13 protein-coding genes are annotated in these 13,024 nt (G+C 44.8%); 5 read left to right on the forward strand and 8 right to left on the reverse strand.

Going from position 1 to position 13,024, the window contains the following annotated elements:
* Positions 1-286: 286 nt before the first annotated feature.
* Positions 287-2,203, forward strand: a complete 1,917-nt coding sequence (locus AACT42_RS04795) for a bifunctional metallophosphatase/5'-nucleotidase (protein WP_094167989.1) — start codon at positions 287-289, stop codon at positions 2,201-2,203.
* Between the two features lie 61 nt (positions 2,204-2,264).
* On the opposite strand, the gene AACT42_RS04800 is transcribed toward AACT42_RS04795, so the two are convergent.
* Together AACT42_RS04800 and AACT42_RS04805 are read right to left on the reverse strand one after the other, a co-directional pair.
* Positions 2,265-2,885 carry a LysE family translocator gene (locus AACT42_RS04800; protein WP_013857026.1) on the reverse strand — a complete coding sequence of 207 codons (621 nt, stop codon included), beginning with the start codon at positions 2,883-2,885 and terminating at the stop codon, positions 2,265-2,267.
* A gap of 200 nt (positions 2,886-3,085) precedes the next feature.
* The gene (locus tag AACT42_RS04805) at positions 3,086-4,372 is read right to left on the reverse strand and encodes a DEAD/DEAH box helicase (RefSeq protein WP_026027722.1); all 1,287 of its coding nucleotides are present in this window, start codon (positions 4,370-4,372) and stop codon (positions 3,086-3,088) included.
* A 290-nt stretch (positions 4,373-4,662) separates the two neighbouring features.
* Here AACT42_RS04805 and AACT42_RS04810 point away from each other — a divergent pair, with 290 nt between their 5' ends.
* Complete coding sequence (locus AACT42_RS04810; RefSeq protein ID WP_017046184.1) at positions 4,663-5,019, forward strand: PilZ domain-containing protein; 357 nt, start codon at positions 4,663-4,665, stop codon at positions 5,017-5,019.
* Position 5,020: 1 nt separating this feature from the next.
* On the opposite strand, the gene AACT42_RS04815 is transcribed toward AACT42_RS04810, so the two are convergent.
* From AACT42_RS04815 to AACT42_RS04840, 6 genes are all read right to left on the reverse strand, one after another.
* The gene (locus tag AACT42_RS04815; RefSeq protein ID WP_017046183.1) at positions 5,021-5,413 is read right to left on the reverse strand and encodes a ribosome recycling factor family protein; all 393 of its coding nucleotides are present in this window, start codon (positions 5,411-5,413) and stop codon (positions 5,021-5,023) included.
* A 165-nt stretch (positions 5,414-5,578) separates the two neighbouring features.
* Positions 5,579-5,857, reverse strand: a complete 279-nt coding sequence (rplY, locus tag AACT42_RS04820; RefSeq protein WP_010318386.1) for a 50S ribosomal protein L25 — start codon at positions 5,855-5,857, stop codon at positions 5,579-5,581.
* A gap of 227 nt (positions 5,858-6,084) precedes the next feature.
* The gene (locus tag AACT42_RS04825; protein ID WP_094133188.1) at positions 6,085-7,425 is read right to left on the reverse strand and encodes an ATP-binding protein; all 1,341 of its coding nucleotides are present in this window, start codon (positions 7,423-7,425) and stop codon (positions 6,085-6,087) included.
* Positions 7,415-8,074: a response regulator transcription factor gene (locus tag AACT42_RS04830; RefSeq protein ID WP_010318384.1), complete on the reverse strand. Its 660-nt coding sequence runs from the start codon at positions 8,072-8,074 to the stop codon at positions 7,415-7,417. The genes AACT42_RS04825 and AACT42_RS04830 overlap by 11 nt, the downstream gene beginning before the upstream one ends.
* A 9-nt stretch (positions 8,075-8,083) precedes the next feature.
* Positions 8,084-8,473, reverse strand: coding sequence for a PepSY domain-containing protein (locus AACT42_RS04835; protein ID WP_010318383.1), 390 nt, complete (start codon positions 8,471-8,473; stop codon positions 8,084-8,086).
* A 62-nt stretch (positions 8,474-8,535) separates the two neighbouring features.
* Positions 8,536-10,278, reverse strand: coding sequence for a DEAD/DEAH box helicase (locus AACT42_RS04840; protein WP_094133187.1), 1,743 nt, complete (start codon positions 10,276-10,278; stop codon positions 8,536-8,538).
* 104 nt (positions 10,279-10,382) lie between these two features.
* Here AACT42_RS04840 and rsuA point away from each other — a divergent pair, with 104 nt between their 5' ends.
* Genes rsuA through AACT42_RS04855 form a run of 3 tightly spaced genes read left to right on the forward strand, consistent with a single transcriptional unit; the run spans position 10,383 to position 12,993 of the window.
* On the forward strand, positions 10,383-11,078 hold the full coding sequence (gene rsuA, locus AACT42_RS04845) for a 16S rRNA pseudouridine(516) synthase RsuA (RefSeq protein WP_017044313.1): 696 nt from the start codon (positions 10,383-10,385) through the stop codon (positions 11,076-11,078).
* 47 nt (positions 11,079-11,125) lie between these two features.
* A complete protein-coding gene (locus AACT42_RS04850; RefSeq protein WP_013857017.1) occupies positions 11,126-12,334 on the forward strand; it encodes a Bcr/CflA family multidrug efflux MFS transporter in 1,209 nt (402 codons plus the stop codon).
* On the forward strand, positions 12,334-12,993 hold the full coding sequence (locus tag AACT42_RS04855; RefSeq protein ID WP_017046180.1) for a DUF2913 family protein: 660 nt from the start codon (positions 12,334-12,336) through the stop codon (positions 12,991-12,993). The genes AACT42_RS04850 and AACT42_RS04855 overlap by 1 nt, the downstream gene beginning before the upstream one ends.
* The last annotated feature ends 31 nt before the right edge of the window (positions 12,994-13,024 follow it).

The following is a 13,024-nucleotide window of genomic DNA, read 5'->3' on the forward strand; positions in this document are numbered from 1 at the left end:
ATTGTTGTGGTAACCAATAGAAAAAATAGAAGCGATCCAGTACAGCGTCAATCAAAGATCTGCTTAAAATTCGCTCAATTTTATGATTAAAAATTAACCGCCTGATTTGGCTCGATTAAAGCTCTTTAAGCCATAGAATCTATTTAAAGAGAGATCGATCTCGAAATTTTGTGATTGCTTTTTAGTGTTGCAACCAAATGAGCGGCCCCATCACATAAACATATTTATAAAATCAATAATATCCACTCTGTTTTAATGAAAGCCTGTTTATACGTATGAGTATGTTATGAAACTAAAAATTGTTACTAGCGCAATACTTGCTTCTATTGCCGCTTCTTCTTTCGCTGCTGATGGCGATATTCATCAGGTTACCATTCTTGGTACTTCCGATATTCACGGGCATTTTATGCCATGGGATTATGCTGCTGACAAACTGAATATGCAGGGGAGCCTAAGTCAAATCGCCACCAAGGTTAAACAGATACGAGAGCAAGATAAAAACGTTATTTTAGTGGATGCGGGAGATACGATTCAGGGAAACTTTGTTGAAACGTTTAAGCATGAAGCCGTAGACCCTATGATGCTCGGTTTTAATGAGATGAACTACGATGTTTGGGTGCTGGGTAACCATGAGTTTGATTTTGGTTTATCGGTATTAAATCGCTCCCTGACACAATTTAAAGGCCGAGCGTTAGCCGGGAATATTCAGAGGCCCGATGGCAATCCATTCTTACCCGCCGCAACAATTATTGAAAAAAATGGCGTCAAGATCGGTATTATTGGAATGGATACTCCGATGACACAAGTGTTTGCTGAAGGCACTAATCGCCTTGAAGGCATGAGCTTCACTAACCCAACACTTGAAGTAAAAAAAGTGATTGGGCAGATAAAAAATGATGTCGATGCGATCGTTTTGGTTGCGCACATGGGGCTGGATAACGAAAACGACATCAAAGATACGGGCGTATCTGATATTGCCAATGCTAACCCAGAAATCGATGCCATTGTTGCTGGCCACATGCACACTAAAATTGATAAAGCGACGGTAAACGGTGTCATCATTACCGAGCCTGACAAATATGGACGCGTTTTATCTCGAATCGATTTCCAATTTGAAGAAAAGGATGGCAAATACACGCTCGTTCATAAAGACAGCTTCACCTACCCTATGAAAGGTGTTGATTCTGATTCGAAAATGGAAACGCTATACGCACCTTATCATCAACGCTTACGAGAAAATGCCAATCGCGAAATTGCGATACTTGACGGAGTCGACTTGGTTCCTGATGATGAAATACGCGGTATCCCTCAAGTGCATATTCAAGATACCGGCATCAGTGCGCTGTTTCAGGAAGCCAGTTTTTTCTACGCGCCAAAAGCAAACGTGATCGCACTGCAAATTGATAATGACCAAGCTCAACTTGATACTGGCCCCATCAAAGCAAAAGATATCGCGTTTAACTATCAATATGCTGGTGGTGAAATTACGGTTTACCAAATGACCGGCAAAGAGCTGCGCACCTACATGGAGTGGGCCGCTGGGTATTTCAATTCCGTCTCGCTAGGCGATGTGACTTATAGCTTTGATCCAAAGCGGCGCGCATCGAAATACTCAACCAATGATTTTTTTTCGGGTGTCACTTACACCATTGATCTTACTCAACCTGCGGGTAAGCGAATTAAAGATCTGCGTTTTGCTGGTGGACAACCGATTGATGATACTAGTGATATTCGGTTGGGTATGAATAGTTACCGAATGGGGCATTTGACGCAGAAAGGGGGTAGCCTTGAAGGGCGGTCATTCCCGATTATTTTTGACTCGGAAGCGGAATATGGCGAAGAGGAAGGAACTATTAGAAACCTAACGATCCGCTATCTCACCCAAGAGAAGCAAGGCCGCTACGAAGGGAAACTAATGCAACGTTGGAAGCTGGAAGGTTTGCAAGGGTATGAATCGGAACGTGCCATCGTGAAAGCTCTAATTAATAGTGGCCAAATTGATGTACCAAGTAGTGATGATGGGCGTTATAGCAATATCGCCTCGATCAATGTTAAAGCACTGCTCTTTACCAATAAGGCCGCGGCTGAAGAGGCGATCAATGCGCGTATTTTGCAAAGTAGCCAAGCTTCTGATGCTGAAAAACAGCGTATCAATCGAGAGATTGTATTGCTCAAGGCATTGAATGCTAATGTTTTAGATTAGCTAAAGTTTTAAATTAACGGTTAAGGCTCTGACCAAAAGTCAGAGCCTACTACTTTAACGACTAACTCATCAATAACCAGAATCCAACGCCTATCATCAACGAGCCGGAAATTCGGTTCATTAGACGCACATTTTTTGAATGCCCTAGAGCTCGTTTTAACCCCTTGCCACCTGTTGCGTAAAGTGTCATACAGACAAATTCTGAGACCATAATAATGGACACCAGCAGTAATAGTTGAGGTGCAAGTGGTGCTTCACTATTAATAAAAGGCGGAAGTAGGGAGATCATAAACGCCCAGCCTTTAGGGTTAGCAATCGCGGTCACAAAACCTTGCATGACAAGATCCCAGTCTTTGTTATGGGGAGTGACTTGTGAGTCGCTACTGAGGGCAAGCTTGCCTTTTGAGCGCCACATCTGAATGCCTATATAGCCAAGGTAGATGGCACCGATGGTTTTGAATCCGGTAAAGAGCCAAGGGTAATTGAGCATAATCGAAGCCATCCCCAAAACGGCTGCGATGGAAACGAACGCCACACCGACGATCTCTCCCATCATCATCCATAAAGTTCGGCGATAACCAATACTCATCCCAAGACTCAGTGCCAATGTCATGCACATACCTGGAGTAATCGAAACAAAAAAGAATGTTGGTATAAATGCCAGAAGTAAAGTACTGCTCATTAATCAATCCGTGTTGAGAGACAAGAGCTCTAGCATACACATTAATTACAATCTTCACTATTTCACTTTGCTGTGCAATTGACGACAGTGCTACTTACGGATTGAAACCAATAAAGATGACCGTTTGGGATGATGAAGCATAGATAGGATGCACAGAGATGAAAAAAGCCGCATTGCTGCAGCTCTTTCGTTGTGATGGCTTACTTCTTACGATTTTTTAGTCGATTCATCATGTTCAAACGACGTTCTGCTGAGGCTTGATCCGGCTTTTCGTCATTTGGGTTGTTACGACGGCCTTGGCGATCTTTGTACGCCGCTTTTGTGTGAAGTTTTTCAATGTAGGCATCACGCTGTTTAGGTTCATAACCTGGCTGCTCAACACGGCGGATGCGTTGCTGGATAAGGTTTTCAACCTGAACAACAGTCAACTCTTCTTCGCGGCTGACAAATGAGACAGCATGTCCCTGTTTGCCAGCACGACCAGTACGACCTATGCGGTGTACATAATCTTCGGCGAGAAATGGCATGTCATAGTTAACCACGTGTGGCAGGTCGACGATATCTAAACCACGTGCAGCCACATCGGTCGCAACCATGACACGCACTTTGCCTTCTTTAAATTCTTCAAGAGCGCGTCGACGTGCACTTTGTGCTTTATCGCCATGACATAGCACGGCCTTGATGCCATCCAGTTTCAGCTCTTTCACCACTTCATTAGCCGTCTCTTTATAGTTCACAAACACTAAGACTTGTTGCCAATTTTTGCGGCCAATCAGTTCAGACAGCAGTTCCGTTTTACGCTCTTGATCGACAGGGTAAACCACATGCGCCACTGTTGCGGCCGTGGTATTGGCACGATCGGCATTAATGCGCTTGGGTTTGCGTAAAATATCGCCCGCCAGTTGGTTAAGCTGAGTGGATGTAGTGGCCGAGAACATCATGATTTGTGGTGAGGTTTCCACTTCCAGCATGATTTTACGCACGGGATTGATGAATCCCATATCTAAAATTCGATCTGCTTCGTCGAAAACCAAAAACTCAAGGTTGGCGAGTGAAACATTACCTTCACTTAAATGTTCTTCTAATCGGCCAGGGGTCGCGACCAAAATGTCCACACCCATTTCAAGCTGACGAACTTGAGAAGACATTTTATTTCCACCGTAAACAGCAGCGACACTGAGTTTGGTGTACTTGACGTAGTCTTTAATGTTCTGGGCAATTTGTGCCACTAATTCACGCGTGGGTGCCAAAATTAAGCCTCGCGCTGTTTTAGGCGAAGGTTGCTTGCCGCTATCTAACAGATGTTGAATAACGGGCAGTGCGAATGCTGCGGTTTTGCCTGTGCCAGTTTGCGCCGTTGCAAAAATATCATGCCCTTTACGAGCCTCGGGAATGGCTTGTCGCTGAATGGGGGTAAGTTTTTCATAGCCGCATTCAGTAAGCGCTTTAACAAGTTCAGGTGCAAAACCTTGAGATGAAAATGACATTTAACGGGTTCCTTAAGCAGACAGCCTACAGTTCTTAATTTTAGCCGTGCACTATATAGGATTTAGAGTGATTTATCTCACGTTTATCGTGATCAGTGATAAATTTCCTACATTATTGACCAATTGTATTTGAGTTCACAAATGAGATGAATTGGTGATTCATAGCGGTTGCCTATCTTTCTATTATGTTTTTACTTCAGAAGCCGATAATAAATGGTAGACTCTCAACACTTGCGTAGCATCATGATGACGCAGAAGTAATTAACCTTGATAAAGGATGCATAGACGCCATGGACAATGCAGATTTTGTACAGAAACGGCAATATTACCGCTTAAAGTATCCAAAGCGGGCAAGACCTACCGTAAAAATTGATGATCAGCTATTCCATGTCTGTGAAATATCAGAGCAAGGCATTCGTATTTCAATGCCGAGAGTGACTACCTTATATTGTGGTCTATCGATGTCTGGTACGGTGCAGCTACGCAGCAATAATACAGTCAAAATTGCAGGTCAAGTACTGCGCTTTCAACAAGATGAAGTCGTGGTTCAACTATCCAATGGTCCTGCTTTTAAGCACATGGTTGAAGAACAGCGTTATATTCGCCAAAGATACCCGTCTTACTTCTCGTCTTTACGTTCTGCTTAAATCAAAAACTGTCTGCGTTGAAACGAGCGGTGCGTGCTTCTGCGATTGTGCAGTGTGTGATGTGCATAAGTTCGGCGAGAGTGATTGATGGGTTTTGTTTAACAAGCCTTACCAACTTGGCTGATTTGGGTTCAAGCTGTTCCTGATATTCTGCCAGTTTGTCTTTGAGTCTCGTTATTAAAAATTGCATGGCCAGTGAATCAAGCTCTCTGAGCCGATTTGCCAATAATTCAAGTTGCGTTATCTCACCACTGATTTGCCAATTTCTGGAACGTCGTATTCGTTTCAGGTCGCACTGATATTCTCTCGCCAGCATTTTGGCTTTTTTCGCATTTTCTCCACCAAGCCGATGAATCAATGAGGGGAGGGAAATCGTGATGATCATAATAGCCATGTTCTTGTTTGAATGACTTTCCGTTATAACACGGTCTTATAAAACGGTGAAACCCCGATAGTTGGTAGCTATCGGGGTTTCGAATTTTTAGATTTCTCGGATGGTAAGGCCGATAGTCTTTATGCAAAAGGTTGGATTTTATCCAACTAATTCCTTGGTAGGAAATTAGATGCGGATGAAGTCCATGTGCTCAACTTTTGGCTTGAACACGTGACGTTGAACGTCTTGTGGCTTAACTTTTACTTCTGCGCCATCAATTACTAGAGTAATTGCTTCGTAGAATTCTGGTTTGTCCATTTGGTTGATCACGTCAGAATGATCCAGTGCGATAGCAACTGGCGCTGCTTCACCACCGTAAACAACTGCTGGGAATTGGCCCGCGTGACGTAGGCGGCGGCTCGCACCTTTACCTAGTTCAGTACGTACTACTGCTTCGAATTTCATAGTTTTTACACTCAAATTAGTAAAAATAAACTTCACATCTGCAATGCGACCTTGCTGATGTGGTATAGCTTTGATAGTGAATTAATGATTACTAACAAAACGAGCGCGGATACTAGCACTCTATCTAAGATGGGGCAATAGAAAATCCCTTGCAGCATCGATTTATTGCAGTGTTACGAAGGACCGTGACAGTCTTTATTGCTTAATGTCGAGTTCGATTTCGTCCATTAAACCGAACGAAAAGTCAGCACCGCTTTTAACCCCCCCATGGTGCTAGTCGATAGGGTTAGCGTACCGCGATAACTGTGCGCCATTTCACTGACAATATTCAACCCAAGCCCAGATCCAGAGGTTGTTTCGTCTAAGCGCACGCCACGCTGTACCGCTTTAGCCAGATCTTGCTCAGCAATACCTGGGCCATCGTCTTCGATGTGGATTTCTACCCAACCTTCTTCTCGATTTTTTGCGTGAACTCGAACCAAAGAAGCTGCCCATTTGTAGCTATTTTCCAGTAGGTTGCCGAGCATCTCGTCGAGATCGGTTGGGTCAACGGCAACCTCTAGATCAGAATCCAACTCATTAACTAACGTGATTTCACGCTGTGCGTAAATTTTGTCAAATGCCATAGAAATAGCATCTACCCGTTCGCTTGGATTGGCTTTTACCGCAAGAATATTCATTGAGCCAGCCATGCGCGCGCGCCCTAGATGGTAGTCAATCTGCTTTTGTAACTGTTCAATCGGTGTTCTGAGTTTCTGCTGTTGTGCGAAATCAAGATGATCGATCTCATTGCGCAGTACAGAAATCGGCGTTTTTAAAGCGTGAGAGAGATTGCCTGCATGATTACGTGCACGTTCAAGCAATTCTTGATAGTGGAATAACAGTGCATTCAAATCATTGACTAACGGAAAGACTTCTTTTGGGTACTCGTCACTGAGACTGGCTTGTTGACCTTTGCGCAATGCGGCCAGCTCTTTTTGCATTTTCCCTAACGGCCGTAATGACCAACTGACTTGCAAGCCAATCAGCACCAATACACCACTGAAGAGCAGACCTAGTATCATCCACAATTGGCTAATTACGCTGTTTAAAGTGTCTTGTAATGGCGCTTCATCAAGACCGATGGTAATGGTGATAGGAGAAGGGAAGTCTGGTAAGTAGATGATTTGTTCAATGACGATCAGTTTTTCATCTCTTGCGCCTTTGACGATGCTTTTCAAGCCATGTTTTTCGCTGGTAAGGCGCTTATCCCACAATGAGCGAGAACGAAGCGATTGATCATGGCTTGAGGCCGTCCAATAAAGGCCGCTGTAGGGTTGGCTAAAACGAGGGTCGGAAAGGCGCGACGACAGCACTAGATTCCCTTGCGGTGTCGCTTCCAAGTTCGCCGTGATTTCATCCATCGCTAAGCGTAGCTGACTTTGCACATCATTGACTAGGTAGTCTTTGATCAGTGTGGGAATGCCAATTCCCGCCGCTAAAATCATGGTACCTAACCAAAACGTTGCCGCGAGCAGTAAACGACTTTTTAAACTGAGGCGCTTTAAGGCCGAGGTTTTATTTTGCATTAAGCTGGTATCCCAGTCCTCTCACGGTTTTGATAATGTTGTTATTGATTTTTTTACGGATGCGGCCAATAAACACTTCGATGGTGTTGGAGTCTCTATCGAAATCTTGTTTGTAGATGTGTTCCACCAGTTCAGTCCGTGAAATGACTTTGTCGGCATTGTGCATGAAGTAGGCAACCACTTTGTATTCCAGTGCCGTCAAGCTCACCGCTTGACCTTGCCACATCACTTTAGAGGTTCGAGTATCAAGGCTTAAGTCACCGATTTGCATCACAGGGGAAGCGTTACCTGATGCTCGGCGCAGTTGTGCGCGGATACGAGCGGTTAATTCCACCATCTCAAATGGTTTGGTGAGGTAATCATCCGCTCCTGCATTTAAGCCCTCGACTCGTTGAGTCAAACCGTCTCTTGCACTGAGGATCACAATGGGCGTATTAATGTTTTCATCTCGAATGCCTTTCAATACGGTGAGCCCATCGAGCTTGGGTAAACCGAGGTCGAGCACAATCACATCCCACTCTTCTGATGTGGCGCGATAGAGTGCATCAATGCCATCTTGTGATAATTCAGGCACCCAGCCGGTCTGTTCAAGCGCTTCTACAATTTGTTCCCCAAGACGAGGATCGTCTTCGACTACCAATATTTTCATTGTTATTCTCTATTTTTTGATGATGTCGCGTAGGTTCCTGCCACGAATAGCCATTAGTTCTAATGTGCTTGCATTATATTCTACGCGGATAACTCGGTTGTCATGCATCAGTTTTAATTCGTAGACCCATTCACCATCATCTTCATCTAACTCTACTTTGATAACTCGGCCATTGAGTTCTTTATCTATCGTGGCATAAAGCTCAGACAATGGATGAATTAAACCTTTTTGAACTGCCGCGTAGACCTCGTCTTGATCCTCATCAATCTCTACCTTGGTTCCTGGCTTATAAGTGTCTTGAACCCAATCGTGTACATCACTGCTTGCAGCTAAAGTGGGTAAGGATAATGATGAGAGCAGCAGTAAGCGTGCGAAAGCTTTACCCTTTTTGAACAACATGTTGCGCCCCCCTGTAATAAGATGAACAGAGTATAAATGACCTTACATGAATAGAAAGTGAATCATCGGTTTTGTAGCTCATCTTCAAAGATCTTATCGCGCATTTTCCAAAATCGTCCCACTTTTCGCGCAATGACAAATTGTGGTGGACGAAAACGGTGTTGATGAGCCACCACTTTGCTTGGTGAAGATTGATCAAAAGGGCGATGCTTATCGGCTAGGTGTGGTCGCACAAATTGGTCGTGGAACACCTGTTTCTGTTTCTTGGTGGTTAGTGGCCAAAATTCGTGGACTTGCGCATCGTTCTCACCACGATAGGTAACACGCAGTTGCGCTTTTCCACTTGCATCTTTATGTACATTCAAATCCATTTCGATACATTCAAAAACCAATGCATCTTTGAGGTTGAGTGCTTCTTTGAGCTTTTTATCAGGGTCAACCAGTGTTGCGTCACATTCATGGCAGATACGTGCGGCGATATCGTTGTCAGCCCCGCACTCACCGCAATATTTTGCTCTAAAACGGTAACCACAGTGTTCTCGTTCGCCACTTTCTTCGTCTGTAAAATAGCCTTGGCAACGTCGACCATAGTGTTCAAGCAAAAAACCAGCGGCATCGAGTTTACCCCAAAAGTTGTTATTAAAACCGCAGGCCGGACAGGGAATGGTAATAATTTCACTGTTGGGATCGGGCTTTGGCTCACCGACTTCTGGTTGATAAAGATCATAGTTATTGCCCGCATAATCCAATACCAAACATTCGGTTTTTCCTGCGGATAAGCGTAGCCCACGTCCGACAATTTGCTGATATAAACTGATGGACTCGGTGGGGCGTAAAATCGCAATCAGGTCAACATGCGGAGCATCAAAACCTGTGGTTAATACCGACACGTTAACTAAGAATTTGATTTGGCGCTGTTTAAACTGCTTGATGATGGTGTCGCGTTCAGGGGTCGGCGTGTCACCAATGACGATGGCAGTTTCGTTGTTGGGCAGTAATTGCACAATTTCTTGAGCGTGGCGAACGGTGGCTGCAAAGATCATTACTCCCTGTTTTTGCTGTGCTAGTTGGATGATTTGTTGAACAATCTGTGGTGTGGCACGTTTCGATTGCTCAATCACCATGTCGAGTTCGGCTTCTTTGTAGCGCCCGGTATTGGCGGGTTTTAGCTGCGAAAAATCGTAACTGAGCACGGGGGCATCAACCATTCGCGCTGGCGTTAAAAAAGCTTCATCGAGCAGATAACGGATCGGTAGCTCAAAAATACAGTCACGGAAGAAGCGAGGCTCCTCACTGCGCACTTGGCCGCGAGTATGGTATTGATAAATCCAGCCCATGCCTAAACGATAAGGCGTAGCGGTTAACCCCAACACTTTAATCCCCGGGTTGAGCTCGCTTAAATGGGTGATCACCTTTTGATAGCTACTACTTTTCTCATCCGGTACGCGGTGGCATTCATCAATCACCAGTAATGAAAATTGATTTTTAAAAGCATCGAGGTTGCGCACCACGGATTGTACCGAAGCAAAGACGACCTGTTGATCGGTCTCTTTTCGTCCTAAACCTGCCGCAAATACCGCGCCTTGCAAACCGTAGCCCTCGTATTTGGCATGGTTTTGCTCTACCAGTTCTTTCACGTGCGCTAGTACTAAGACTCGTCCTTTGGCAAGCCTTGCCAGCTCAGCAATGATCAAGCTTTTTCCTGCACCCGTCGGTAGTACAATTACGGCGGGCGTAGTGTGATGACGAAAATAGTGGATCACGGCTTTGACCGAGTCCGATTGATAAGGGCGAAGTGTGTACATAACTCGCGTTGTCTCTTGTTGAACGCTGGATAAAAACAGTGAAATAGATCAACTATTTCATTTTAGCTGCGTATAATACCTGACTTGATTTAGATGAGGTAATCATGCGGTTAGATAAATTTTTGTGTGATGCGTTAGGTGCGACACGTAAAGAAGCCACCAAGATCATCAAAAGTGGTGATGTCACAGTAAATGGTAAGACGCAAAAAAGTGGTTCATTGCAGGTGACGCAGGAGTGTGAGGTGGAGTGGCAAGGTCGTGAGTTAATCTTGCATGGCCCGCGCTATATCATGTTACACAAACCCGCTGGCTACGTTTGCTCACATGAAGACGGCTTCAATCATACGGCATTTATTTTGCTCGATGAAGTGAATGTTCAAGACTTGCATTTTGCAGGACGTTTGGATGTCGATACCACAGGTTTGGTTCTGATCACCGATGACGGTCAATGGTCTCATCGCATTACCTCGCCAAAACACAAATGCGACAAAACCTACCGTGTCTGGCTTGCAGACCCTATTGAAGCGAATTATGTCGAACAATTCTTAACGGGTATTGAACTGCGTAATGAGCGTGAGCCAACCTTGCCTGCGCAATTGGAAGTCGTCGGTGAGAATGAATGTTTACTGACCATTCATGAAGGCAAATACCATCAAGTTAAACGCATGTTTGCTGCTTTAGGCAATAAAGTGGTTGGCCTTCACCGTGAGCGCATTGGTCATATTGTGCTAGATGAGGCACTAGAGCCCGGTGAATACCGTTATTTGACTGACCAAGAAGTGGCTTCTATTGGGGCTTGAAAGGCCTAGCTTTACTGCAACTTCATTCCTTATTTATCTGGAGAACTATGACTTCATCTCAACCTGTTACAGCGAATAATACGCCGCACATTAGTTTTTTACTCTTCTTAGTATTAGGTGCGATTGGCGCATTAACGCCGCTGGCGATTGATATGTATCTGCCAGCTATGCCAGCGATTGCTAAAGATCTCGGTGTGAGTGCTGGAGCGGTACAAATGACGCTGACTGCTTATACCGCTGGTTTTGCGATAGGCCAACTATTGCATGGCCCGCTGGCCGACAGTTATGGCCGTCGCCCAGTGCTGCTGATCGGCGTATTACTGTTTGGTATTGCTGCCACTGTGAGTGCGACTACGCAAGGTATTGAAGCGTTAACGTATGTTCGCGCTGCGCAAGGTTTTGCTGGAGCAGCGGCGGCTGTGGTTATTCAAGCGGTGGTGCGTGATATGTTTGATCGCGAAGATTTTGCTCGCGCCATGTCTTTTGTCACCTTAGTGATGACCGTTGCCCCGTTAGCTGCGCCGATGATTGGCGGACACTTGGCCATTTGGTTTGGTTGGCGTTCGATATTTTGGGTGTTGGCTATTTTTGCCGCGGTGGTGATTGCTCTCGTGGTTTGGAAAATTCCAGAAACACTCAGTGCAGAAAATCGTCAACCGCTGCGCTTTCGAAATACCATTCGCAACTATGTGCAGTTAAGCCGTAACCCAGTCGCGATGGGGCTTGTTTTTTCTGGTGCTTTCTCGTTCGCTGGTATGTTTGCCTTTTTGACCGCAGGCTCTTTTGTCTATATTGATATTTATGGAGTCGATCCTGATCAATTTGGTTACCTGTTTGGCCTCAATATCGTCGCGATGATTATCATGACCAGCTTGAATGGTCGAATGGTGAAACGAGTCGGTTCCCACGCCATGCTACGCTTTGGTTTGTTGATTCAGTTGTGCGCAGGTATCGGGTTATTTATCGCGTGGTTACTCAACCTTGGTTTATGGGGTATTGTGCCTTTTGTGGTGCTTTTTATTGGTACATTGTCAACGATAGGCAGTAATTCAATGGGATTATTGTTAAGTGGTTATCCGAAAATGGCGGGCACCGCTTCTTCACTGGCTGGAACGTTGCGTTTTGGCACAGGCTCAGTGGTTGCGGCGATTGTCGCGATGATGCCTAGTGATGTTGAGTGGCCGATGATTGTGGTCATGACGGCGTGCTCGGTACTTTCATCTCTTTTTTATTGGACATTAGGAAGAAAGGCGTAATGTCAGAGTATTACCTCGAAATTCAACGTGTAGTGAATACAGCGCTGCAAGAGTTAACAGCAGAACACCAAGCGAATAAGCTGGTGAATGCGCCTTTAGCTAATAATCACTTTTTGGTGCATTGGGTGAGTAAGGCATTGAAAGCACAACGATTCCATCGCTGTGTAGTGGATGATTTAAATCGTTGGCAGAAAGCTGGACGTTCGAAAGGCAACCAATCTGAATTACTGTTTATCTTCAAACGCATCTCAGCATTTTACGGTCAGTTTTTTGCGCAAGACGCGGATAACATCATTACCGATAAGAAAATTGACGCGTTTTTGGAATTCATGGAAGCGGCTCACTGGGAAGTGACAACATGTGATCCATTGGTGAATGAAGGCAAATTACAGCTTTTTACCGATGGGCAAAACTCATTGGCTTTGTGCGCAAATCAGTGTGAATCATGCTTTGATGGTGAACTGCTCGTGAAGCCGATGAACTGGTTTGTACGGGGCCATCATGCTGATTTCGTCGAAAAGGCCAGCAGTGCTGGCTTTATGGTGCATAAACGTACCGATTATAAGTCGAATGTGAAATATCATGGTGAGTATTTGATATACCCAAGCAACCATGGCGTGCAATTGGCTGAAATTCCATTAGGCTTTCCTATTGATTAGTATGAAATTGAAACCCAATAAGTTGCAGAGC

This window comes from Vibrio sp. V15_P4S5T153 (assembly GCF_963874485.1).
In the GTDB taxonomy this organism is placed as follows: domain Bacteria; phylum Pseudomonadota; class Gammaproteobacteria; order Enterobacterales; family Vibrionaceae; genus Vibrio; species Vibrio anguillarum.

Coding starts and splice junctions, on each gene's coding strand:
- AACT42_RS04850 (WP_013857017.1), top strand. CDS start 11,126: ATGACTTCATCTCAACCTGTTACAGCGAATAATACGCCGCACATTAGT.
- rplY (WP_010318386.1), bottom strand. CDS start 5,857: ATGAAATTCGAAGCAGTAGTACGTACTGAACTAGGTAAAGGTGCGAGC.
- rsuA (WP_017044313.1), top strand. CDS start 10,383: ATGCGGTTAGATAAATTTTTGTGTGATGCGTTAGGTGCGACACGTAAA.
- AACT42_RS04840 (WP_094133187.1), bottom strand. CDS start 10,278: ATGTACACACTTCGCCCTTATCAATCGGACTCGGTCAAAGCCGTGATC.
- AACT42_RS04795 (WP_094167989.1), top strand. CDS start 287: ATGAAACTAAAAATTGTTACTAGCGCAATACTTGCTTCTATTGCCGCT.
- AACT42_RS04855 (WP_017046180.1), top strand. CDS start 12,334: ATGTCAGAGTATTACCTCGAAATTCAACGTGTAGTGAATACAGCGCTG.
- AACT42_RS04810 (WP_017046184.1), top strand. CDS start 4,663: ATGGACAATGCAGATTTTGTACAGAAACGGCAATATTACCGCTTAAAG.
- AACT42_RS04815 (WP_017046183.1), bottom strand. CDS start 5,413: ATGGCTATTATGATCATCACGATTTCCCTCCCCTCATTGATTCATCGG.
- AACT42_RS04835 (WP_010318383.1), bottom strand. CDS start 8,473: ATGTTGTTCAAAAAGGGTAAAGCTTTCGCACGCTTACTGCTGCTCTCA.
- AACT42_RS04825 (WP_094133188.1), bottom strand. CDS start 7,425: ATGCAAAATAAAACCTCGGCCTTAAAGCGCCTCAGTTTAAAAAGTCGT.
- AACT42_RS04830 (WP_010318384.1), bottom strand. CDS start 8,074: ATGAAAATATTGGTAGTCGAAGACGATCCTCGTCTTGGGGAACAAATT.
- AACT42_RS04805 (WP_026027722.1), bottom strand. CDS start 4,372: ATGTCATTTTCATCTCAAGGTTTTGCACCTGAACTTGTTAAAGCGCTT.
- AACT42_RS04800 (WP_013857026.1), bottom strand. CDS start 2,885: ATGAGCAGTACTTTACTTCTGGCATTTATACCAACATTCTTTTTTGTT.